26 protein-coding genes are annotated in these 21,949 nt (G+C 62.0%); 6 read left to right on the forward strand and 20 right to left on the reverse strand.

The window, feature by feature from the left end; all coding sequences use genetic code 11:
- Positions 1 to 11: 11 nt before the first annotated feature.
- Entirely contained in the window at positions 12 to 1,574 is a 1,563-nt protein-coding gene (ffh, locus tag Q1V51_RS00485) for a signal recognition particle protein (protein ID WP_300551662.1), read from the reverse strand.
- 220 nt (positions 1,575 to 1,794) lie between these two features.
- Between ffh and Q1V51_RS00490 the strand changes: the two genes are divergently transcribed.
- A complete protein-coding gene (locus tag Q1V51_RS00490) occupies positions 1,795 to 2,724 on the forward strand; it encodes a carbon-nitrogen hydrolase family protein (protein WP_300551663.1) in 930 nt (309 codons plus the stop codon).
- Here the strand turns inward: Q1V51_RS00490 and Q1V51_RS00495 are convergent.
- The 6 genes from Q1V51_RS00495 to Q1V51_RS00520 all read right to left on the reverse strand — a co-directional run bounded on the left by Q1V51_RS00495 (position 2,721) and on the right by Q1V51_RS00520 (position 6,482).
- Entirely contained in the window at positions 2,721 to 2,921 is a 201-nt protein-coding gene (locus Q1V51_RS00495) for a hypothetical protein (RefSeq protein ID WP_300551665.1), read from the reverse strand. The genes Q1V51_RS00490 and Q1V51_RS00495 overlap by 4 nt on opposite strands.
- A gap of 122 nt (positions 2,922 to 3,043) precedes the next feature.
- A complete protein-coding gene (locus Q1V51_RS00500; RefSeq protein ID WP_300551666.1) occupies positions 3,044 to 3,364 on the reverse strand; it encodes a hypothetical protein in 321 nt (106 codons plus the stop codon).
- Between the two features lie 145 nt (positions 3,365 to 3,509).
- Positions 3,510 to 4,790 carry a dicarboxylate/amino acid:cation symporter gene (locus tag Q1V51_RS00505; protein ID WP_300551668.1) on the reverse strand — a complete coding sequence of 427 codons (1,281 nt, stop codon included), beginning with the start codon at positions 4,788 to 4,790 and terminating at the stop codon, positions 3,510 to 3,512.
- 74 nt (positions 4,791 to 4,864) lie between these two features.
- Positions 4,865 to 5,170, reverse strand: coding sequence for a hypothetical protein (locus tag Q1V51_RS00510; RefSeq protein WP_300551670.1), 306 nt, complete (start codon positions 5,168 to 5,170; stop codon positions 4,865 to 4,867).
- 101 nt (positions 5,171 to 5,271) lie between these two features.
- Positions 5,272 to 5,793, reverse strand: a complete 522-nt coding sequence (locus Q1V51_RS00515; RefSeq protein ID WP_300551672.1) for a carboxymuconolactone decarboxylase family protein — start codon at positions 5,791 to 5,793, stop codon at positions 5,272 to 5,274.
- Between the two features lie 143 nt (positions 5,794 to 5,936).
- The gene (locus tag Q1V51_RS00520; RefSeq protein WP_300551674.1) at positions 5,937 to 6,482 is read right to left on the reverse strand and encodes a peroxiredoxin; all 546 of its coding nucleotides are present in this window, start codon (positions 6,480 to 6,482) and stop codon (positions 5,937 to 5,939) included.
- 125 nt (positions 6,483 to 6,607) lie between these two features.
- Here Q1V51_RS00520 and Q1V51_RS00525 point away from each other — a divergent pair, with 125 nt between their 5' ends.
- Positions 6,608 to 7,507: a hydrogen peroxide-inducible genes activator gene (locus Q1V51_RS00525; protein ID WP_300551676.1), complete on the forward strand. Its 900-nt coding sequence runs from the start codon at positions 6,608 to 6,610 to the stop codon at positions 7,505 to 7,507.
- On the opposite strand, the gene Q1V51_RS00530 is transcribed toward Q1V51_RS00525, so the two are convergent.
- The 4 genes from Q1V51_RS00530 to Q1V51_RS00545 form a co-directional block, all read right to left on the reverse strand.
- The gene (locus tag Q1V51_RS00530; protein ID WP_300551678.1) at positions 7,494 to 7,877 is read right to left on the reverse strand and encodes a hypothetical protein; all 384 of its coding nucleotides are present in this window, start codon (positions 7,875 to 7,877) and stop codon (positions 7,494 to 7,496) included. The two genes, Q1V51_RS00525 and Q1V51_RS00530, sit on opposite strands and share 14 nt — an antisense overlap.
- 4 nt (positions 7,878 to 7,881) lie before the next feature.
- Positions 7,882 to 9,951: an ATP-binding protein gene (locus Q1V51_RS00535; protein ID WP_300551679.1), complete on the reverse strand. Its 2,070-nt coding sequence runs from the start codon at positions 9,949 to 9,951 to the stop codon at positions 7,882 to 7,884.
- Positions 9,952 to 10,042: 91 nt separating this feature from the next.
- On the reverse strand, positions 10,043 to 10,393 hold the full coding sequence (gene arsC, locus Q1V51_RS00540) for an arsenate reductase (glutaredoxin) (RefSeq protein WP_300551680.1): 351 nt from the start codon (positions 10,391 to 10,393) through the stop codon (positions 10,043 to 10,045).
- A gap of 86 nt (positions 10,394 to 10,479) precedes the next feature.
- Positions 10,480 to 11,328: a CoA ester lyase gene (locus Q1V51_RS00545; RefSeq protein ID WP_300551682.1), complete on the reverse strand. Its 849-nt coding sequence runs from the start codon at positions 11,326 to 11,328 to the stop codon at positions 10,480 to 10,482.
- Positions 11,329 to 11,362: 34 nt separating this feature from the next.
- Here Q1V51_RS00545 and Q1V51_RS00550 point away from each other — a divergent pair, with 34 nt between their 5' ends.
- Positions 11,363 to 12,229, forward strand: a complete 867-nt coding sequence (locus tag Q1V51_RS00550; RefSeq protein WP_300551683.1) for a PfkB family carbohydrate kinase — start codon at positions 11,363 to 11,365, stop codon at positions 12,227 to 12,229.
- A gap of 39 nt (positions 12,230 to 12,268) precedes the next feature.
- Positions 12,269 to 13,408, forward strand: a complete 1,140-nt coding sequence (locus tag Q1V51_RS00555; RefSeq protein WP_300551685.1) for a serine hydrolase domain-containing protein — start codon at positions 12,269 to 12,271, stop codon at positions 13,406 to 13,408.
- On the opposite strand, the gene Q1V51_RS00560 is transcribed toward Q1V51_RS00555, so the two are convergent.
- The 6 genes from Q1V51_RS00560 to Q1V51_RS00585 all read right to left on the reverse strand — a co-directional run bounded on the left by Q1V51_RS00560 (position 13,405) and on the right by Q1V51_RS00585 (position 17,843).
- Positions 13,405 to 13,836 carry a hypothetical protein gene (locus tag Q1V51_RS00560; RefSeq protein WP_300551686.1) on the reverse strand — a complete coding sequence of 144 codons (432 nt, stop codon included), beginning with the start codon at positions 13,834 to 13,836 and terminating at the stop codon, positions 13,405 to 13,407. The two genes, Q1V51_RS00555 and Q1V51_RS00560, sit on opposite strands and share 4 nt — an antisense overlap.
- Positions 13,837 to 13,913: 77 nt before the next feature.
- Positions 13,914 to 14,879, reverse strand: coding sequence for an alpha/beta hydrolase (locus Q1V51_RS00565; RefSeq protein WP_300551688.1), 966 nt, complete (start codon positions 14,877 to 14,879; stop codon positions 13,914 to 13,916).
- 55 nt (positions 14,880 to 14,934) lie between these two features.
- Entirely contained in the window at positions 14,935 to 15,840 is a 906-nt protein-coding gene (rarD, locus tag Q1V51_RS00570) for an EamA family transporter RarD (protein WP_300551690.1), read from the reverse strand.
- Positions 15,841 to 15,863: 23 nt separating this feature from the next.
- Complete coding sequence (locus Q1V51_RS00575; protein ID WP_300551692.1) at positions 15,864 to 16,883, reverse strand: aspartate-semialdehyde dehydrogenase; 1,020 nt, start codon at positions 16,881 to 16,883, stop codon at positions 15,864 to 15,866.
- A 76-nt stretch (positions 16,884 to 16,959) separates the two neighbouring features.
- Positions 16,960 to 17,268 (reverse strand): hypothetical protein, encoded by a 309-nt coding sequence (locus tag Q1V51_RS00580; protein ID WP_300551693.1) that lies wholly within the window; start codon positions 17,266 to 17,268, stop codon positions 16,960 to 16,962.
- Positions 17,265 to 17,843, reverse strand: a complete 579-nt coding sequence (locus Q1V51_RS00585; protein ID WP_300551694.1) for a hypothetical protein — start codon at positions 17,841 to 17,843, stop codon at positions 17,265 to 17,267. The genes Q1V51_RS00580 and Q1V51_RS00585 overlap by 4 nt, the downstream gene beginning before the upstream one ends.
- 278 nt (positions 17,844 to 18,121) lie before the next feature.
- On the opposite strand from Q1V51_RS00585, the gene Q1V51_RS00590 reads away from it, so the two are divergent.
- Complete coding sequence (locus Q1V51_RS00590) at positions 18,122 to 18,334, forward strand: cold-shock protein (protein WP_300551696.1); 213 nt, start codon at positions 18,122 to 18,124, stop codon at positions 18,332 to 18,334.
- A gap of 68 nt (positions 18,335 to 18,402) precedes the next feature.
- Here Q1V51_RS00590 and Q1V51_RS00595 read toward each other — a convergent pair whose 3' ends face one another.
- Together Q1V51_RS00595 and Q1V51_RS00600 are read right to left on the reverse strand one after the other, a co-directional pair.
- Positions 18,403 to 19,401, reverse strand: coding sequence for a glycerophosphodiester phosphodiesterase family protein (locus Q1V51_RS00595; protein WP_300551698.1), 999 nt, complete (start codon positions 19,399 to 19,401; stop codon positions 18,403 to 18,405).
- A gap of 70 nt (positions 19,402 to 19,471) precedes the next feature.
- On the reverse strand, positions 19,472 to 19,729 hold the full coding sequence (locus Q1V51_RS00600; RefSeq protein WP_300551700.1) for a hypothetical protein: 258 nt from the start codon (positions 19,727 to 19,729) through the stop codon (positions 19,472 to 19,474).
- A gap of 74 nt (positions 19,730 to 19,803) precedes the next feature.
- Between Q1V51_RS00600 and Q1V51_RS00605 the strand changes: the two genes are divergently transcribed.
- On the forward strand, positions 19,804 to 21,642 hold the full coding sequence (locus Q1V51_RS00605; RefSeq protein WP_300551702.1) for a sodium:proton antiporter: 1,839 nt from the start codon (positions 19,804 to 19,806) through the stop codon (positions 21,640 to 21,642).
- Here Q1V51_RS00605 and Q1V51_RS00610 read toward each other — a convergent pair.
- Entirely contained in the window at positions 21,639 to 21,830 is a 192-nt protein-coding gene (locus Q1V51_RS00610; protein WP_300551704.1) for a hypothetical protein, read from the reverse strand. The two genes, Q1V51_RS00605 and Q1V51_RS00610, sit on opposite strands and share 4 nt — an antisense overlap.
- Between the last annotated feature and the right edge of the window lie 119 nt (positions 21,831 to 21,949).

The raw sequence follows: 21,949 nt of genomic DNA on the forward strand, positions 1-21,949 counted from the left end.
TGAATTCAGGGTTATTTCTTAGGCAGACCGATCGGCAGGCCGTCCGGTCCGAGTTGAGGTGATCCACCGAGGCCGGGAAGACCCTGCGGTGCCTGGCCGCCGCCGCCGAGGCCCGGCAGCTGCGCCCCGCCGGGCGCCTTGCCGCCCAGCAAATCCTGTGTCGCCTTGCCGAGATCGGCCGGGTTCATGCCGGCTGCGCCCGGGGGCATGCCGCCCGGCATTCCGCCGCCCATGCCGCCCATCATGCCGGCGAGACCGCCGCGGCCTTTCTTGCCGGCCTTTTTCATCATGTCGGCCATCTGGCGGTGCATCTTGATCAGCTTGTTGACGTCCGCGACCTGGACGCCGGCACCCGCGGCGATCCGCTTCTTGCGGCTGGCCTTGAGGATTTCCGGCTTGGCGCGTTCCTGCTTGGTCATCGACAGGATGATGGCTTCCTGGCGCGACAGCATCTTGTCGTCCATGCCGGCCGCCGCCGCCTGGGCCTTGGCGGCTTTGTTCATGCCCGGCAAGAGCCCCATAATCCCGCCGAGACCGCCCATTTTCTTGAGCTGGCCGAACTGTTCGCGCAGGTCTTCCAGGTCGAACTTGCCCTTGGCCATTTTCTTGGCCATGCGCTCGGCTTTGTCCTGGTCGATCTCGGCCGCAGCCTTTTCCACCAGGGAGACGATATCGCCGCGGCCGAGAATACGGCCGGCGAGGCGTTTCGCGTCAAAAGCATCCAGCCCGTCGGGCTTTTCCGAGACGCCGAGGAATTTGATCGGCAGACCGGTGACATGGCGCATGGACAGGGCGGCACCGCCACGGCCATCACCATCCATTCGCGTGAGAACCAGACCGGTCAGCGGCAGGCGCTCATGGAAGCGTTTGGCGGTCTCGACCGCGTCCTGACCGGTCAGGCTGTCGGCGACGAGCAGGGTTTCGTGCGGACGCGTGGCATCGGCAATTGACTGCGCCTCGGCCATCATATCCTCGTCGATCGAGGTGCGGCCGGCGGTGTCGAGAATGACGACGTCATAGCCCTGCAGCTTGCCCGCGCTCATCGCCCGCTTGGCGATATCAACGGCGCGCTGGCCCTCGACGATCGGCAGGAAGCCGACGCCAACCTGTCCGGCCAGCTGCTGCAGCTGTTCCATGGCCGCAGGGCGGCGCGTGTCGAGCGAGGCGAGAAGAACTTTTTTCTTGTGCTGCTCGGTGATTTTCTTGGCCAGCTTGGCCGAGGTCGTGGTTTTACCCGAGCCTTGCAGGCCGGCCATCAAAATGGCGACCGGCGGTTCACCTTCCAGGTTCAGGCCTTCCGGCTCGCCTTCGCCGCCGAGCAGGTCGACGAGGGCGTCATGGACGATCTTGACGACTTGCTGGCCCGGGGCGATCGACTTGATGACGTCTTCACCGACCGCGCGTTCGCGGATGAAGGAGGTCGCCGTCTTGACCACGGGCAGGGCGACATCGGCTTCCAGAAGTGCGACGCGGATCTCGCGCAGGGCCGCATCGACATCCTTTTCCGACAGGACGCCGCGTCCTGTCAGCCGGTCGAATACTCCACCCAGTCGTTCTGTTAGCGCGTCGAACATGCGTTCGCCTTCCTCAAATCCGTTTCATCCACAAGCCAATCGGCATAGACCATTGGCTCCGCTGAGCGAAACCTTCGCCGAGCGGAGTTCTCGCCTGCCTCCCTTTCCCGGAGCTTTTGGCCCATATGGGAAGATGTGCAGGTAAGACAAGCGTCAGAGCTTGCGTGATGAAGCGCGCCGTCTACGCCTCTTGTCCAGAAGAGTCAAGGAAAGGACCCTTATGAGCCAGACCGTCAACGCCGCCATCGTGCAATGCGGCTCAGTCCTGTTCGATACGCCGGCGACGCTGGAGCGGCTGGAACACTTCGCCCGTGAGGCGGCCGGTGCGGATCTGATCGCCTTCCCGGAGGCCTTTATCGGCGGCTATCCCAAAGGGCATGATTTCGGCGCCCGGGTCGGATCACGCTCGCCGGAAGGACGGGACTGGTTCGCGCGCTATTTCGAGGCCGCGATTGATGTGCCGGGACCGGAATGCGCCCGTATCGGTGAGGCGGCAAAGGCGGCCGGCGCCTGGCTGGTTACGGGTGTGATCGAGCGCGAGGGCGGCACGCTGTATTGTTCCGTTCTGACCTTTGCGCCTGATGGCAGCCTGGCCAATCGCCGCCGCAAGCTGATGCCAACGGCGATGGAGCGGCTGATCTGGGGCTTTGGCGACGGCTCGACCCTGAGGGCAACACCGACTCCCTTCGGCCCGGTCAGTGCCCTGATCTGCTGGGAGAATTTCATGCCGCTGGCGCGCGCGGCCTTTTATGCGCAACAGCCTGCCATTCACTGCGCCCCCACCGTGGATGATCGCGAGAGCTGGCTGCCGCTGATGCGCACGATTGCCATGGAAGGGCGTTGCTTCGTGCTCTCGGCCAACCAGTATTTCACCCGCGCCGACGCACCGGCCGATTTCCATCCTATCCAGGGTGATGATCCGGGCACCGTCCTGATCCATGGCGGATCCTGTATCGTCTCGCCGATGGGCGAGGTGCTGGCCGAGCCGGTCTTTGGACGCGATTGCGTTCTGGCTGCAAAGCTCGATCTCGGCGAGATTGCCCGCGGCAAATATGATTTCGACGTCACCGGTCATTACGGCCGGCCGGACGTGTTGCAGCTTTCGGTGAATACGCAGGCTCAAGCGGCTGTGGTGCGCCGGGACGACTAGTTCCGGATCGCCGTGTCAGCGTTGCTGGCCATGACCGGTGCGGTCACGGGCTGGACGCCCTGGGCGATGTGCAGGGAGCGCGGTCCGTCCTGGCTGGCCAGCAGACCGCCATAGAGGGACGCTGCGACTGCACCAAGGGTGAGCCACAAAAGAGCGAATTTCATGAAGGTACGAACGCTTGACTGGGTTCGGGCCATGACACTCCTCCTCGTGCTTTGGGCACACGCCGAGTCCACCGCGAGTCGCTTAACAGGTTACTACTTTTGGGGGTCAAAAGCCAAACGTCGTTAATTTCGGCTGAATTTTGCGAAACTTGGACTCAAGCTTTCGCGGCCTCGCGCAGCGCCTTGTAGAGCTTGTGTCCGCGCAGGACGAACCACAGACCGGTCCAGACATTGCCGAGGACAAAAATCGGCAGAATCCAGAAAATGCGGACAAGATTGGAACGTTCCGTCCAGGCGATAATGATCGCGCCGAGTATGAAGCCGAGATAGAGATCCCACATGGTGACGATCCCCCAGGGATCGGAGAACAGCCAGTCGCCCGCTCCGCCGAAGTCGCCAGTCCTGATCGCCCAGGCAATAAGGGCGACCAGGACCAATGAGGGTGCAAGGACGATAAGGCGGATAGTCGGGGGCATACCGCCACTCCTTGCTCGGAACGTGACGATATACGGGGCAAGTTTCCGGCTGGATCACCGGAGCTGCAGAAAAATGCTTTAGACAGCCGGAACCGGTCTGGCGAATGCCCGCCAGGACCGGCCCGGGATTGTGGAGAGCGGGCTGTTAGATGACGGCCGGAGTCTTGAAGGTTTCCTCGTCGAGCTCGCCTTCCGACTTCGCCACCGCGGTCGCGACGGCGGCATCACCGGTCACGTTCACAGCCGTGCGGGCCATATCCATGATGCGGTCGACCGGTAGGATGAGGCCGATGATGATGGCGGTGTGCTCCGGCGTGACGCCGAAGGTTTCCAGCACAATTGCAAGCAGGAAAAGAGAAGCCGAGGGAATACCCGCGGCGCCGATGGAGACGATGGCCGCAGTCAGGGCGATCATCAGGTAATTCATCAGCGTCAGCTCATAGCCGAAGGCCTGGGCGGTAAACAGCGCCAGAATACCGAGATAAAGCGCCGTGCCGTCCATATTGATGGTCGCACCAAGCGGCAGGACAGAGCCGGAGACCGACTTCTTGATGCCCAGGTTGTCAGTAGCGTTGGTGATGGTCACCGGCAGGGTCGCCGAGGAGGAGGCGGTCGAGTAGGCAACGGCAATGGCGTCGGTCATGCCGCGGAAGAAGCGGATTAGCGGCAGATTCAGGATGATACGGATCAAGATGCCGTAGGTGATGAGGGCATGTGCGAACAGGCCGATATAGACGGCGACGATTAGGGTCAGGATCGACTGCAGGGCCCCCAGACCCTGGCTCGCCGCGGTGTATGCGACCAGTGCGAAAACGCCGAACGGAGCTACTTCCATAACGAAATGCGTGACTTTGAGCACGACGTCGGAGGCCGAATTGAACAGGTCTGCGACCGGCTTGCCGGCTTTTCCGCTCATCAGAATGCCGATGCCGAACAGAAGCGAGATGAAGATGATGGCGAGCACATCGCCGTCCGCGAGCGCCTGAACCGGGTTCTGGGGAACAATCGACAACAACCGGTCGACAATGGGTTCGGGCTCGCCCTGGATCATGTCACCGCGCGGGGCGACATTGTCGAGATTGGCGCCATCACCCGGGCGCAGCAGTGTGCCCATGGTCAGGCCGATGATATTGGCGAAGAAGGTGGTGATCAGATAGAGACCGATGGTCTTCAGGCCGAGGGAGCCGAGCTTGGCCGGCGCGCCCATAGCGACGACGCCGGCGATCAGCGTGGTGAAGATCAGGGGTACGATCAACATGCGGATCAGGTTGATGAAGAGCAGGCCGACCGGGCGAACATAGGCGTCGATCCAGGCCGCCGCCGCTTCTTGTCCCATGCCCTGAGACAGGGTCAGACCGAACACAATGCCCAGCACCAGTGCCAGCAAAACACGCTGCCACAGCTTAATCTTGAACCACCAGCTCATCGAAATCCCCTCTCGCGCGGCGCTCGCGCGTTAATCACGTTCGGGGTGGCACACTAGTGGGTCGGACCGGAGGGTCAATCTTTGCGGCGCAACTGACCGATAAGGCGGGACAGGAGGCCCCAGGCCGACATGGCCAGCCCGGCAAAGCCCGCGATGCGCAAAATGGCCTGAATGTCGGAGCCGGCCATCGCCTCGGCCCAGCCCAGCAGCAGAATGGCGACTACCGCCGGGCAACACAGGCGTGCCCAGCTGACATCATCATAACGCCGGGCGCTGCGCACGGTTTCACTGGAAAACCACCCGAACGCGGAATGCGTCGAGCGGCCTTCGAGCTTGGCGCGCCGCGGTAGCGGGTCGAGGGTTCTGTCCAGAAGCGACATGCCCTCATTATACGGATTAAAAAAAAGATCGCAAGGTGGCCGCTAACCCGCGTCGACGAACACCTTTGCGACCATTTCATGAACTCACGAATTAACGTGTTTTACGCTTCCGCGCGCATCACCGCGGAGACTGCATTGATCACCGCGCCGATGCGGACAGCGGCCTGGACCTGGCTTGCGGTAACGCCGTGCTTGCGCAGCTCAGCTTCGTGCGCGTCCATGCACATGCCGCAGCCATTAATCGCGGACACGGCCATGGACCAAAGCTCGAAATCCGCTTTCTCGACACCCGGGGCGCCGATCACATTCATGCGCAGCTTGGCCGGCAGGGTGGCGTATTCCTTATTCGTCACCAGGTGAGCGAAGCGGTAATAGACATTGTTCATGCCCATGATCGCAGAGGCAGCCTGCGCGGCTTTCAGCGCTTCCGGGCTCAGCACGGCTTCAGCTTCCGCCTTGATCGCGGCCAGTGTGGTCGGTTCACCCACAGCGTGGGCCGATGCGAGGAAAGTGCCCCACTTCTTCTGATCATCCAGCTCGGTTTCGCGGGCCAGGGATGACAGGTTCAGCTTCAGATCCTTGGCGTATTCGGGAAGTGCGCCCTTAAGGGAGTCGAGGCTCATGGCATATTCCTTTCGCAAGTAACTCGCAGTCGCAAATATAGGGGCTGATAAACCCCGGAACCGGTCCAGCGGGGGTGGCCGGAGGGTTCCGGGGTTTCAGGTAGGCGCTCCGACGGGGGTCGGAACGCCACTACTCGGAGCTCTTAGAGCGTTTCACCACCGACCGGGCGGTTACACGGGCACAGCTCGTCCGTCTGCAGGGCGTCGAGAACGCGCAGCGTGTCTTCCGGGTTACGGCCAACATTGAGGTTGGTGACGTAGACGTGCTGGATGACATTGTGCGGGTCGACGATGAAGGTGGCGCGGTATGCAACGCCTTCTTCGGAGCGGATGCCGAGGCTGTCGATCAGGGAGCCGGTCGTGTCAGCGAACTGCCACATGCCGAGCTTGTCCAGGTCCGGGTGCTCGCGGCGCCAGGCCAGCTTACAGAATTCATTGTCCGAGGAGCCGCCCATGACGACTGCATCACGATCGGCGAACTCTTCAGCCAGGTTGGCGAAGGCGACGATTTCGGTCGGGCAGACGAAGGTGAAGTCCTTCGGATAGAAGAAGATGACCTTCCACTTGCCCTCAAAGCTGTCCTGGTTGACGGCCTCGAAAGCGGACTCGCCGTTTTCTTCATGGGCGTTGAAGCCCGGCTTGACGCCAACGATTTCAAATTCAGGCAGCTTTTCGCCAATACCCAACATGATATTCTCCGTAAAAAGAAGCGGCCCGTCGCGGACCGCAATGACGCGATGGCCGCGATATGCTGGCATGTGAGAAATAAATCAAATGGATTGTTTTTTTGATATCCATAGGCCATGTCTATAACATGATCGCTCTTCCCACTTTGCGCCAACTCCAATTTCTGCTCGCCCTGACCGAACATGGCAGTTTCAGCCGGGCCGCCGAGGCCGTGCATGTCACACAGCCAACGCTCAGCGCGGCGATCAAGGAGCTGGAGACGATATTGGGCACGACGCTTGTCGAGCGGGGTGCCCGCGGTGCGGTGCTGACGCCGGCCGGAGTGGCCGTGGTCGATCGCGCCCGCCGAGTCATGGCTGAGGCCGAGGATCTCGTTGTCGCCGCCCAGGCCGCGGGTGAGCCCTTGTCCGGCTCCTTCAAGCTCGGGGTCATCCCGACGATTGCGCCTTTCCTGCTGCCGCGGGTCTTGCCGCGCTTGCGCGAACGCTATGCCGATCTCGAACTCTTCCTGCGTGAGGATCTGACCGGCCGCCTCTATGAGGCCCTGCGCGAGCGGCGCCTCGATGCTGCGCTGATCGCCCTGCCTTATGACGCGCCGATGATCGAAAGCGTGTCGCTGGGCTCGGACGAGTTCTTGTTCGCCTGTTCACCGGAACACAAGCTGGCCAGCAAGGAGCCGCTCGAGGCCGAGGACCTGCGCGGTGAGAGCCTGTTGCTGCTGGAAGATGGTCACTGTCTGCGCGATCATGCCCTGTCGGCCTGTTCGGCCGGAGAGGCGCGGTCCGACTTTGCCGCCACCAGTCTTCACACCCTGGTCCAGATGGTGAAGTCCGGCATGGGTGCGACCCTCTTGCCGAAAATGGCAGTCGATGCTGGCCTGGTCGATCAGATGGGTTTGGTTGTGCACGCCTTCGATCCGCCCGTCGCGGGGCGCGAAATTGGTATCGCCTGGCGCAAGGGGTCGGCACGGTCGGAGGAAGCGCGTCAGATCGGCGAGGAAATCCGCAAACTGCTTAAGTCTGGTTAGTGGTCTCTGCGGCGCTGAGGATCGGGCCCAGCGTGTCCGGATTCAACAGCTCCAGCTTGTCGATCGGCCCCTTGATTTCGAACGGGTACTCATCGAATTCGAGCCCCGGATCATAGGCGGTCATCAACACGACCCGCCCTTTATATCCCGCTTCCGCCAGCATCGGCAGGGTTTCGGAATAATCGTTATAGGGCGGGATGCGGCGATCGAGAAAAACTAGCGGGTATTGAGTTGGCCCGGCCTCAATGAAATCACGCAAGGTGGCGTGCCCGACAAAGTCACAGCCGGACGATATTTCATTGCCGATCTCCGACAGGAGGACGATTTCGACGGGATCGTCATCTACGACGGCGATAAGAGCTTTGGCCAAGGGGTCAGACCTGTTCGACTTCACTGAGTCGCAAGATTAGCCCCTCAATCAGTTCGCTCAAGTTCAGCGGCTTGGAAAATTGCGCATCCACGCCCAACTCATTGAGACGCAGGCGAGTCGAGGCGGTCGCATCCGCTGTCACCGTGAAGATCGGAATATGCCGGTCTGCATGCCCGGATGCGCGAATGGTTTTTACCACCTCATCACCGGACAGGACGGGCATTTGCAGGTCCAGTAGGATCGCATCGATACCGCCTTGACGCCAGATATCTAAGGCCACTGAGCCGTTCTCGGCGGTACGGGTTGCGAAACCTTCAAGCTCCAATGCCTCAACCAACAGGGCGCGATTATGGTCGATATCCTCGACCACAAGAATGGTCTTCGCCGGGGAGGTGTCGGCAGAAGCCTGGCTGGCCGGCGCTTTGTCCAGCTTGCCCAGAGCGGGTCGGCAAAAACGCAGGGGCAGCTCAAACCAGAAACACGTGCCCTCGCCCTCGGTGCTTTCGAAACCGATTTCGCCATCATAAAGATTGATGATCTCGCGGGAGATCGCCAGGCCGAGTCCGGCGCCGCCGTGTTCGCGGGTGTTGGATATGTCGGCCTGCGTGAAGCGCTCGAACAGGCCGGCGTGCTTGTCCGGCGGAATTCCGACTCCGGTGTCGACAACCTCGAAACGGATTCGGCTCAGGGCGCCGGGCAGGGCGCGGATAGTCACGGAGCCCGTTTCGGTGAACTTCACCGCATTACCGGCCATATTGACCAGCACCTGGCGGATCCGTTTCTCATCGCCTGCAACCGTCCGGTCGACGGTTCTTGCGATATCGATATGGACCTCCAGCCCCTTTTCCTGCGCCGGGCCCAGTATCGTGTCGGCCGCTGCGTGGACCATATCGCTGATGGAGAAGGGTTTGCGTTCGAGGTCGATCCGACCGGACTCGATGCGGGCGATGTCGAGCACGTCATCGATCAGGCTGAGCAGGACCTCGCCGGACGACAGGATTGTCTCGGTGTAGAATTCCTGCCGGCTGGTTAGATCGGATCTGCGAAGCAATTGCGCCATGCCCAGCACCCCGTTTAGTGGCGTGCGGATCTCATGGCTGATATTGGCGAGAAATTGCGACTTGGCAGCATTGGCGGTTTCAGCGGTTCGGCGCTCGGTCTTGAGCTGATCGCGCAAATGTATGTCGTCGGTAATATCCCAGTTGCAGCCGACCATTTTGATCGGCTGGCCCTCGACCTCCAGAATGCGTGCCGCAGCTCGCAACCAGCGAACCTCGCCGCCAGGACGAATGATACGGTGCTCGGAAAAGAAGTTTTTGCGCTCCTTTAGCGCTTCTTGAAAAGCGGCATTGGCACCCTCGACATCGTCTGGGTGAAGCGCCGCTTCCCAGTCGGCATAGCGCAGAATTTTTCCATCGGCCGGGAGTCCAAAGAGCTCATACTGCTGCTCGTCCCAGAACACGATGTCATTGAGGAGATCGTAATCCCAGACGCCGATGCTGGACGCCTCGAGGGCGATATCAAGCCGCCGCGAGGTGATGGCGAGTTCATTCCGCAGGGCTTCCTCGCGGCCTTTGATGCGATCGACGGCGTAGGCTCCGGCGACCAGCCTTGGTTCAACGGCCTGAAATAGTTCCAGCACGGCTTTCGGCTCCCCCGGCATGTTCGTCCAAAGGGCAGCGATCAAGCCGAAGCAACTGCCATCTTCGTGATTGAGCGGCATGCCGACATAGGAGTTCAGGTCGAAATCCCGCAGATCGGTATCGCTCGGGAAGTCGTCTTGCAGCCCGCCTAGCCGCAAGAACGGCTTGTTGTTGGCGAAGACCTGTTCGCAGGGCGTGCCCCGGAGAGGATAGGAATAGGCGGTGGCCTGACCGCTCACATCATAAATGGCGTAGGCTTCAACTGTCTTCTGATAGCCGCTAATCCGGCTGACAAGGACCATGGCCGCGTCGGTGATCTCACCAACAGCGGTAACGAATTCATGTAGATAGCTGGATTCAGGGGTCGCGACGAGCCGCAGGGCCACATCACTTAGATAATTCTCGGCGACTTTACTCAGCGACTTGCCCAAAGCCTTGCCTCCGCATCTGATTCGACTGGAATCATAGCGTGGGCAGGGCGTTGCAGCGATTCATATAAAACCTGCAGCGGGCGGCGAATTGTTAGAAAAGCTCGAGGACCTGCTCTGGCGGCCTTCCGATCATGGCGCTATCGCCATGGATCACAACCGGACGTTCGATCAGGCGCGGATATTCGGTCATGGCTTTCAGGAGCGCGTCTTCATCCTCGACGGCCTTGAGGCCCAGATCGCGATAATCCGCTTCATTCTTGCGCAGCCATTCATGCGCGGAGCTGTATCCAAGTTTGGCCATGACATCGCGCAGCTCGCTGATATTTGGCGTATCGGTCATATATTCGCGGACGTCCAACTCTCCGCCACGCGCTTCCAGCAGGGCCAGGGTCTGGCGTGACTTCGAGCAGCGCGGATTGTGCCAAATAATCGTTTTCGTCATGGTTTTTCCTTCGATCGCCGCGATGAAACCCGAATTCGGGGGCTCAAATCAAGTTTGCGCCTGCGTTTGCCGCGTTGCGCGCAGGTTCAGGAATCGTTGTCACTGCCGTGCGCAAGCAGGGCCCGGGCGGCCTCCAGATGCAGCCGTTCGACCATATCCCCATCGAGCGAGATGACGCCCTTGCCGGCGTTTTCCGGTGCCGCAAATGCCGCGATGATACGGGCGGCCTGCTCCAGCTCTGCCGAGGTCGGGCCGAAATACGAATGTGCCAGGTCGACCTGATTGGGGTGGATCAGGGATTTGCCATCAAAACCGAGGCGATGGCCCTGTTCGGCTTCCTGGCGAAAGCCTTTTGGGTCGAGAAAGTGATTGTAAACGCCATCGAGCGCGTACAGGCCATTGGCGCGGGCCGCGCAAACCGTCTGCACCAGGTGAGGCAGCAGAGCCTGTCGCTCCGCGTCCGGCAGGCAGCGAAGCTCGTTGCACAAATCATTCGTACCCGCGATCAGGCCGGCCAGGCCGGTTCCAGTTGCTGAGGCAATGCCGGCGAGGTTGAGCAAGGCGCGCGGGGTTTCGATCATGGCCCATATCGGTGTGGAAACGCCGTGTGAGCTCAGGGCCTGCCGTGCCGAGTGGAGATCGCCGACCTGGTCGACTTTCGGCAGCACGATCGCATCGGCCCGGCAGGCCGCGCGAACATCATCCTGGCCCCAGGGTGTGTCTAGGTCATTGATCCGCACAGCCCGGATGGCGCCGGATGTCTCCCAGCTGGACAGGGCCTTCTCGACGGCTTCGCGGCCGTCCGCCTTCTCTTCCGGACCGAGGGCATCCTCCAGGTCGAGGATGAGCATGTCGGCTCCCAGACCGGCGGCCTTCTGGATGGCGCGCGGTTTGGAGGCCGGAACAAACAAGGCAGAGCGGATCAGGCGTTTCATGAGGACTTTCCGGGATTGAGCGAAGCGCTATAGCATGGATTACATGCCGATGGCGCTTCTGCTTTCCAGTCATGTTGCCGGATCCATGGTCGGCGGCGGCGTGACGCAACGCGTGCTCAATGCCGCGAAAATCGACACCATGCTGGTGCCGACGGTTCTGTTCGGCCGCCACCCCGGCTGGGGCCAGCCGGGCGGGGGGGTGGTCGAGGGCGACGTCTTTCAGGGGATGTTGTCCGGTATTGCCGATCAGGGCCTTCTCAACCTGACCGATGTCCTGCTCACCGGATATTTCGCCGATGTCGGCCAGATATTCGACACGGCCGCGGTGATAGATGCCGTGCGGAAATCCCCGCGCCAGCATGGCGGCATAAAGGCCTATGCCCGCGAACCACTGACCGTGATTGACCCGATCATGGGCGACGCACCGGGCGGTTTGTACGTCGCTCCGGCCATTGCGGCCGCGATCAAGGACCAGCTCCTGCCGCGCGCCGACCTGATCACGCCCAATGCGTTCGAGCTTGGAGAATTGACCGGGCGTAACCTGTCCGACCTCGCATCGATGGTGCGCGCGGCGCAATCGCTTGAACGCCCGGTACTGGTTAGCTCTCTGCCCCGCCATGGCGAGATCGGGGTGATGTATGTCGATGCCGGCGAGGCTTGGATTGTGACACATCCCCGCGCGCCCACGGCGCCCCATGGAACCGGAGACCTGCTCACGGCCAGCTTCGTTGCCCGTATCGTTGCCGGCGACACGCCGAAAGCCGCGCTCGAACATGCGACGGCGGCCACGGCGAGTGTCGTGATGCGGGCCAATGAATGGGGCGCGCCGGAATTGCCGCTGGTTGCCTCGAGAGACGTCTTGTCCACGCCCCTCATTGAAGTTGAGGCAGAGGCGCTGTGACCGCTTGAAGCGGCCTGCGGAACAGGCTAGCCCAGAGCCATGAGTACAGACACGCTTCCCCAGATTCACGGAACGGTCGCGCCGGGCTTCGAGCATGTGCGCGACGTATTTGCCAGCAATTGGCGCGAATTCGATGAAATCGGCGCCGGATTTGCCCTGCGCGTTAATGGCGAGCGGGTGATCGATATCCATGCCGGCTGGGCCGACCGCAAGAAGACGCGGCCGTGGACTGCAGAAACCCTGATTCCGGTCTATTCCTCCGGCAAGGCGATCGCGGCCCTTGTTGTCGCCAAGCTGGTTGATCGGGGACTGCTCGACTATGACGCCCCGGTCGCGGACTACTGGCCTGAATTTGCTGCTGGCGGGAAATCCGGGGTGACGGTCGCCCAGGCCCTGTCGCATCAGGCCGGACTGTCGGGAATTTCCGAGGAGATGGACCCGGGCGACTGGTTTGATGCGGCGCTGATCGAGGACAAGCTCGCGCGCCAGGTTCCCCTCTGGCCGCTTGGCGAGGGGTCCGGCTATCATCCGGTAACCTTCGGCTTCATCGCGGATGCGCTGGCGCGTCGCACCGATGGCCGGTCCATCGGCGCTATTCTGCGGGAGGATATTTGCGGCCCCAAGGGGATCGACTTCCATGTCGGCCTGCCCGAGGAAGAGCACGCGCGCACTGCCGAACACGCCATGCCGAAACAATTGCCGGATCTGGGTGAAATGAACAAGGCGACCGAGCTCGCCTTCCTCAAGCCCTGGTCCTCGCCTGGCCGACGGGGCGCCGCTGAGTGGCGCAAGGCAGAATTCCCGGCCGCCAATGCGCATGCCACGGCGGGTGCGCTGGCCCGGTTGATGTCAGTCTATGCGCTGGATGGCGAACTCGATGGCAAGCGCTTCCTGTCTGAGGCGACGCTCGATGCCCTGACCCGTGAACGCGTTAGTGGGCAGGACAGGGTTCTGCCCTTCGATCTGTCGCTTGCGGCCGGTATAATGCGCAATTCCCATGCCCGTCTGTTCGGCCGGACGCCGGAGACCGTTGGCCATTCCGGATGGGGCGGATCATGTGCTTTCGCCGACCCGGTCAAGCGGATTTCTGGTGCCTATGTGATGAACCGGCAACAGCACTATCTCGCCGCCGACCCGCGCGCCGTGCGTTTGATCGAAGCGGCCTATAGCTGCCTCTAGTCGACGCTTTCCGGCTCGTCCTGCTTTGCCGCCAGCGGCTCTGTCAGCCAGGCGAGGGCCTTTTCGCGTGAGGACATGACGCGGGTTTCCACCATCCAGCCAGTCGGGTTGAGGGCGCTCCACAGGCTGGCGACGAACAGCGCTACGGCTGGATGACAGACAATGGCGGTGCGGGGGTGCTCGCTATTGCGATGTTCGCGGTTCCAGGCCTTGAACGTGTCGCCATAGGCGATCAGCTCAGTCGGCAAAATGGATGTCAGGGCCGTGTCGAATCCAAAGCTGGCAAGTAGCTGCGTGTCTGGGCGCCAGCGCGGATCATCGGGCAGTTGGTTCATGGAGTGAAACAGGCCGGCGACCGTTATCCGCCCCGCTGTCGTCAGCTCTGCGACATTGGCATCCGGCAGAAAATCCCACTCATAATGAGCCATATACACCTCTCGGAACCCAAGAAAACCGAGTCACAAATATAGCGTAATGCAACCAGAAGAGAGGGCAAGCGAAATGCTTATTTTCGCGCGGGAAAGCGCCGGGTCAGCCATTCCAGCATAATGACGTTGAGCATGTCGGGTTGCTCCCACATCGTCCAGTGTCCGCAGCCTTCCAGCGTATTGAATTCAACGTCCCGGCACAGCGCCGGCATCCAGGCCGCGAGCTTGGGCGGCAGCATGAAGTCGGCATCGGCCGACACCATCAAGCAGGGCATGGTCAGGCGATGATCGACCCCGCCCATGCGTTCCCAGTTGCGGTCGAAATTGCGATAGAGATTGATGCCGCCAGCGAAACCGGACTGGCGATACGCCTCCGCATAGACCTTGCGGTCTTCCGGCCCGACCACGATGCGGTCCTCACTGCGACCGGTGAATTCCTCGAACAGTTTGGGAATATGGGTGATGCCGGGATAAAGGCCGTCCAGCTCATCGGCGGTTGGCGGCCTGCCGAACATGAAGGCAAAGAAGTCGTCTTCGCGCCCGGTGAAGACGCCCTCGGCATAGCCCTGTTCCTGGAAGCGCAGGATGTAGTGGTCCGGCCCGCCCATCGCCATGAAGGCAGCGCTCGGCGGCTCTGATCCGCGCGGCAGGTGTGGGGTATTCACGCCAATAACGCCGGCGACCCGCTCCTTGGCCAGCATGGCGGCGTGCCAGACGATGATTCCGCCCCAGTCATGGCCGACAAAGACCGCGGTTTCATGCCCGAGCGCATCCAACAGACCGGTCAGGTCGCTGACCATGGTGTCCATGGTGTAGCTGTCGACATCGGTCGGGCAATCCGATGCCCCGAACCCGCGCAGATCCGGTACGATGACCCGATAGCCGGCATTGGCGAGGGGTTCGATCTGGTTCTTCCAGGAATAGGCGATTTCCGGCCAGCCATGGGCCAGCAGCAAGGGCTGCCCGGTTTCCGGTCCGGCCAGGTGTACCGAGAGCGTGACGCCATTGGTCTCGATGCGGGTCGGGGCGGGAAAATCGGTCATGGAGCCTCCAGTTCTGCGCGCAGTTGAACCTTGTTGGCAGCGGCGCGCAAGCCGCTTACTCGCTAGCCGCCGAGGCCGGCCGGAGCTGGCGCCGGACCTGGCTCCAGGTGAAAGCGGCGACACCCGACCAGATCAGCCCGAAGGTGATCATGTGTACGGTGGTGAAGGGCTCACCACCGATCACGCCAATGATGAATTGCAGCGTCGGGGCAGTGAACTGCATCACGCCCATGGTCGACAGACGCAGGCCGCGGGCGCCGATTATGTAGAATAGCAGGGGTACGATGGTGACGCCGCCGCCGAGGAAGAGCAGCAGGGCTTCGCGCCAGCCAAGAAAGAAGTGTCCGCCACCCTGCGTATGCAGCCAGACCAGGCCGATAACCGCGAAAGGCAGGATGAAGACCGTTTCCCAGAACAGCCCGATCCGCCCGTCCACCTCGATGGTCTTGCGCAGATAGCCATAGGCGGTGAAGGAGCTGGCGAGGAAGAGGGACAGCCAGGGCACGGTCCCGCCGGCAATGATCAGGGTCAGCACGCCCAGCGTTGCCAGAGCGATGGCCGCGATACGCCAAGACCCGAGCGGTTCCCGCAGGACTACCACGCCCACCGCGACGCTCATCAGCGGGTTGATATAATAGCCCAGCGAGGCTTGCAGGACCTGTTCATTGGTGACGGCGTAGATGAAGCCCCACCAATTGCACGAGATCAGCGCGGCGGTGAGGATCAGTGTGTAGAGCGCCTTGCGATTGCGGAATACCGCGAACATTTCGCGCTGCTTGCTGGCGACCAGCAGCACGCCGGCCAGCAGCGGAACCGCCCAGATCACCCGGTGCATGACGATTTCCAGCGCCGAGGCGAAATCAACCAGCTGGAAGAAGAGCGGCGAGAGTCCCCAGAGCAGGTACGCCGACAGGCCCGCCGCCATGGCGGGCCGGATATCCGATTGCGGGGTGTTGCTCATGGGTGGGCGCCGCGCCTCAAAGCCTAGGCTTTGAGGTGGCCCCGGTTGAGCAGCAGCTCGGCGATCTGTACCGCATTGAGCGCAGCGCCCTTGCGCAGATTGTCCGCCACGACCCAGAGTGCCAGCCCATTCTCGACCGTCGGGTCTTCACGCACGCGTGAAACGAAGGTCGCGAACTCGCCAACACTTTCGACCGGCGTCACATAGCCCTCATCATCCTGCTTATCGACGACCAAGAGACCCGGGCTGGACCGCAGGAGGTCACGCGCTTCGTCGGCGCTGAGCTCATTGTCTAACTCCAGGTGCGCCGCGATAGAATGGCCGACAAAGACCGGCACCCGCACACAGGTGGCAAAAAGCTTGATCGACGGGTCGAGGATCTTCTTGGTCTCGACCACCATCTTCCACTCTTCCTTGGTGGCGCCGTCTTCCATGAAGACGTCGATATGCGGAATGACGTTGAAGGCGATCTGCTTGGTGAACGCGTTCGGGTCGACGCTGTCATTGACATAGATACCCTTGGTCTGGGTCCACAACTCGTCCATCGCCGCCTGGCCGGCGCCGGACACCGACTGGTAGGTGGCGCAGGACACGCGCTTGATCCCGGCCCGGTCATGGATCGGCTTCAGTGCGACCATGAGCTGGATGGTCGAGCAGTTCGGATTGGCGATGATCTTCTTGGCGGCAAAACCGTCGACCGCGTCCGGATTGACCTCGGGGACGATCAGCGGGACGTCGGGATCCGTACGCCAGGCCGAGGAATTATCGATCACGACAGCGCCGGCTTCGGCGATCTTCGGCGCCCAGGCCTTGGAGACATCGCCGCCTGCTGACATCAGGACCAGGTCAACCTTCGAAAAATCAAATGTTTCAGCGTCTTTGCATGTCAGGGTCTTTTCGCCGTAGGACACTTCCACGCCCATGGATTTGCGGCTGGCGAGGGCAAAAACCTCTTCCGCAGGAAACAGGCGTTCGGCCAGGATTTCGAGAATTTCCTTACCCACGGCGCCGGTGGCACCGAAAACGGCGAGCTTGAGTGACATGGATGCGTCCTTCTTTCGCGGGGCGATGGGCCGCCCCGTGCTTCTACCCGGAGATAACCGCTCGCGGACGCGGACGCTAGCTCCGACCCTGCATCTTTCGCCAGGCGCGCCAGGCAATCAGCCCGACCAGTAGTAGGGCGATGAGTTCGAGGGCGTTGGAACCGAATATCAGTGGACGCGTCAGCCGTTCCATCACACCCCAGGAGCCGCCATAGGAGGTGGCACCCTGGCGATGAAAACCGATATAGACGGCGACAAAAACGATCAGGGCCGCGCCGAATCCGGCCAGGCGGATCATGGACGCCGGATCTAGACCGCGACGATCCTGGTCGCGTTGCTTTTCGCGGGCGCGCAGGGTGCGCTCAAGCAGTCGGCGGCGCCTCATGGCGTCTCCTCGCTGTTGCGGTGGGCGGGGCCAAAGGCATCGAGCGCCCGTTCCGCGCCGTTATCCTGCAGGCTGCACTGGTTCACCGGGGTACGGAATGATGTCGACCCGGTATTGTTCCAGCAGGCCTCATTGATCGAGCAATAGCAGATCTGGATTTCAAGATCGCGCACCAGGCTCGCCATGTCGCCGCCGATACCCTCACCCTCGAAGCGGAAGGCGTTCACGACATCGCCGGCAGACATCACCGACTGGGTCAGCGAGGTCGTCGAGGATGAGGTCATCTGCTCGCCGGTCCCGGCCAGTTCGATTAGGGCCAGCGGCTCGATGTCGCCGTGCTCAGGATGAGACAGGCGGAATTCGTGGATAAAGGCCGGCCCAATACCCTTGTTCTCGACATCAAGGGCCATGACGTCTTCACTCAAAGAGATGGTCAGATCGACATAGGGCCAGACGCTGGTGTCGAATTGCCGGTCAGAAGATCGCATCTCCATGAAGGCAAAGAACATGGCCAGGGCCGACATGCCCAGGGCAGCAGCAGACAACAAATACTGGTTTCGGTCGTGACGCGTCATCCTGGCATCGAGTCCATGCAAACGGGCGGTTCCCGTCCGGGTATATAATAGTTTCATTTGCCAGTGCGCGAAAAACCTGCGCATATCGCCGGAACGGGCGGCCTTTCGGCCGGACGGAATACTGATTGCCTGCCCCGGCTAGCGCGTGTGCTGTTTGCGCTCCGGTTTGAATGACTTCAGCCTTCCCCGACTTCCACGTCCGTACTGCCCCGCCGGGACGCCGGTGGGTATCGCATATTTCGCCCGGACGCGGCGCGCATCAGGGAAGGTATCCCACCATGGCCAACGGTACGGTCAAATTCTTCAACCAAAGCAAAGGCTTTGGCTTTATCACTCCGGATGAGGGCGGCGCTGACGTCTTCGTTCACATCACCGCAGTCCAGGCTTCCGGTTTGCCGGGCCTCGATGACGGCCAGAAAGTCTCTTTCGAGACCGAGCCGGATCGTCGCGGCAAGGGCCCGAAGGCCGTCAATCTCCAGCTCGCTGACTAAGCGACGGATCGATTGACCGACAAGGCGCGCCGCAAGCAATTGCGGTGCGCTTTTTCTTTGCCTGCAGCTTATTCGCCGGCGAGTTGACGGCGAACGTCTACAGCTGTCGCCGGAAAGTCCGTGAAAATCCCGTCTGCGCCCAGCCGGTAGATCCATTCCAGCTCGGTGGCGGCATCAATACCCGGTGCCACCGGCTGATCATCGCGGAAGGTCCAAGGGTGGACACTCAGGCCCAGCGCATGCGCGGCGCTGATGAAGCCGGTATCGCTGCCATGGGGGCCCATGACGAGGGATTTCGCCGGCCCGACCCCGTCCGCGAAGGCCGCCATGTCGGCCAACGACACTGTCGGCATCAGCGGGTCAACACTCGGGTCGAGCTCGGCCATCGGGAAAACCAGCATCAGGAGCGGCGTATCGACTTCGCCATCGAGCCGGGCAAGAAAATCCGGCTCGAAACACTGGATACTCGTCATCGCATCGGCACTATCGAGACCGCGCTGGCGCAGGATCCGCACCAGTTCCGGCAAAGGATCAAGCCCGATCGAGACGAAATGGCCGGGGGATTTGACCTCCGGTTCTGTCGGGATTCCGGCCTCGGCCGCGAGGTCGAGAACCTCCTCAAACGTCGGGATGAGGAATTGGCCGTTGAAGTCCTGGGGCCTATCGGCGCGGGGTTGTCGGGCGCGCAGCGTGCGTAGCTCCTCGAGGGTGAAATCCTCGATCCACCAGTCATTGCGATCACCCTGGATACGCCGCCGGTCGGCGAATTCTGGCTTGTCGGCCACATCCGTCGTTGTTGACAGGTAGCGGTCATGCCGTGCGACCAGGACACCATCGGCCGTCATCACGAGGTCGGGTTCGATAATATCCGCACCCTGTTCGATGGCCAGGCTGTAGGCTTCCAGCGTGTGTTCCGGCAGTGCGCCGCTCGCCCCGCGGTGGGCGATCACGAGGGTGGGTTCGCCGCTCAGCGTCTGCCATTGGAAGGGCTCGGCCTCTTCAACGGGTGGAGTACAGGCCGTGAGGCACAAGGCGGCCAATCCCGAGCCGATCATCCGGTAAAGCATGCAAATCCCCCTCGCTAATGCGACAGCAATCTAGACTGCGCCGCCGGTCAGCGGGAGAGCGAAAATGCGATCAGGCGAAAAATCCCGACAGACCCGCCATCATGGCCTGGCCGGCTTCGCCAAACAGTCCGCCCATCCAGGCCCCACCTGCCCCCGCGGCACTGACCCCGAGTGTTGTCAGCATGCGATGCCGGACTACCCAGGTCGCAACGGATCGTGCGGTGCCGAAAACGGCCGGTGCACCAAACATGCTGACGCTGCCGCCGACGATGAGTGCAGTTGCCAATGACACCAGTGCGGTTTGTACTTCGTGCGGAACTGTGTCCATCTTAGCCTCCCCTGCCGCGCCGGTTCTGCCGCTGCGGCTCTGTCCAAACTGAAACGACGCGGCGAAACTAATTCATGCAGGCTGACCTTACCCTGACCATCGCGGTCATCGCCGGTTCAGGCATTGCTGCCCAATGGCTCGCCTGGCGTCTGCGCTGGCCCTCCATTGTCCTGATGATGGGCGCGGGGCTGATCCTCGGGCCTTATGCCAGCCTGGTACTCGGCCAACCCTTGCTCGACCCGTCTGCGAGTTTCGGTGAGTATCTGCGCCCGATGATCGCCCTCGCGGTCGCCGTGATCCTGTTCGAGGGCGGGATCACGCTGAATTTCCGCGAACTCCGGGACGTGTCCGCGCCGGTCCGCCGCATGGTCTTTCTCGGCTTTCCGCTGGGCTGGGGGCTGACGACCGCAGCGCTGTATTTTGTCGGCGGTCTGGCCCTCGATCTGGCGGCCATGATCGGGGCGCTCTTGACCACGACAGGCCCCACCGTCGTCCTGCCCCTCTTGCGCCAGGCAAAGCTGCCGCCGCGGATCGCCGCAGTGTTGAAGTGGGAAGGCATCGTCAATGACCCGATCGGGGCGCTCGCGGCGGTGTTCCTGTTCGAAGCCATACGCCAGACCGCTTTGGGGCATGACTGGGCTGCAGCTGCCGGCTTCCTGGCGCTGGGGGCGTTGGTTGGCGCCGTCCTCGGCTTTGCCTCCGGCTTTGCCCTGTCGCAGGCCTTCCGGCGTGGCTGGGTACCCGAGCCGATGAAGGCGCCGATGGTGCTGGCCGCGGTTCTCGTCTGCTATGCCGCGGCCGAAACCCTGGCCGATGAGACCGGCCTCGCGGCTGTCGCCATTTTCGGTCTGGTCGTGGCCAATTCCCGCCTCGCATCGATTGAGGAAATGCGCCGCTTCAAGGAGGGCATTGCCGCCATTCTCGTGGCCAGTGTTTTTGTGGTCCTCGCTGCCGATCTCGCACCGTCGGACTTGCTCGCGCTGAACTGGCACCATGCTGCTTTCATAGCGGCTTTCATGCTGATTGTCAGGCCTTTGTCAGTAGTTCTGGCGACCTTTGGGTCCGGGTTGAACTGGCGGGAGACAGCGTTCGTCGGGCTCATCGGACCGCGCGGAGTCGTTGCCGCCGCGGCGGCCGGGCATCTGGCCCTGACCCTGGTTGATGCCGGGCGGGCCGATGCGGCCATCCTCGCACCGCTGGTGTTCGCCACGATATTTGCCAGCGTCTTTGGTTGCGGTTTTGCCGTCCAACCCCTGGCCAAGGCCCTGAAACTGTCTGAGGATGGGCCCGACCGCTTGCTTATTGTCGGGGCCAATCCGTGGACGCTGGGGCTGGCTGATGCGCTCAAGAGCGCCGGCGTGCCTGTGACCATCGCCGACACCGGCTGGCGGCGGCTGCGCGCGGCTCGCCTGGCTGGCCACGATGTCTATTACGGTGAGGTCCTGTCGGAGGCGGCGGATTGGCGGCTTGAGCCGGCGCGGTTCTCGGCCCTGCTCGCTGCCAGCCCGAATGATGCCTATAATGCGCTCGTCTGCGTCGAATACTCGCCGGAACTGGGTCGGAGCTATGTCTTCCAGCTCTCAGGCATGGATGCTGAGGACAGCGAAACCAAAGATAGCGAAGATCCGCGCGCCATCGTCTACACGGCCCGTGGACGCACGCTGATCCGGCGCGGTCGCGGCTATGAGGGGCTGACGCGGGACTGGTGGGGTGGCTGGCGTTTCAAAGCCACCAAGCTGAGCGAGAGCTACACGATGGCCGATTGCCTCGCCGACGCGAACGGAGCCGGAGACCTCGTCCTGGCACGTATGCCCAACGGGAAGTTCGCGCTTCTGGGGCCGGGAAAGGAACCGCCGGCCGGGGCGGGCACGGTGATTATCCGCTTCGCCCCGCCAGAAGCTACAGACACCTAGTAGTAGACCGGGTCGTCGCCCGGCTGGCTGCCGCCTGGCTCTGCCGTGCCGCAATAGGGCCAGTTGCCCGCATTCGGATCGCCGTTCGGGCAAACCGCGTCGGTACCGTCATAAATCGCCATGCAGCCGGCCAGGCTTGCCGCACCGAGAAGCGCGGCGAGTACCAGAAATGAACGCTTGATGGTCATGATATTGTCCCTCTCTGCACCCATCGTGGCTCTGGACGGTCACAAGGGCAAGCGCGAAAGCGCGTGATTCATGGCGAATTAACCCCGATTGGCCAGTTTTAAGCCTTCGGTTTCCGTCG

It is taken from the genome of Maricaulis sp. (assembly GCF_030149235.1).
Taxonomy (GTDB): Bacteria; Pseudomonadota; Alphaproteobacteria; order Caulobacterales; family Maricaulaceae; genus Maricaulis.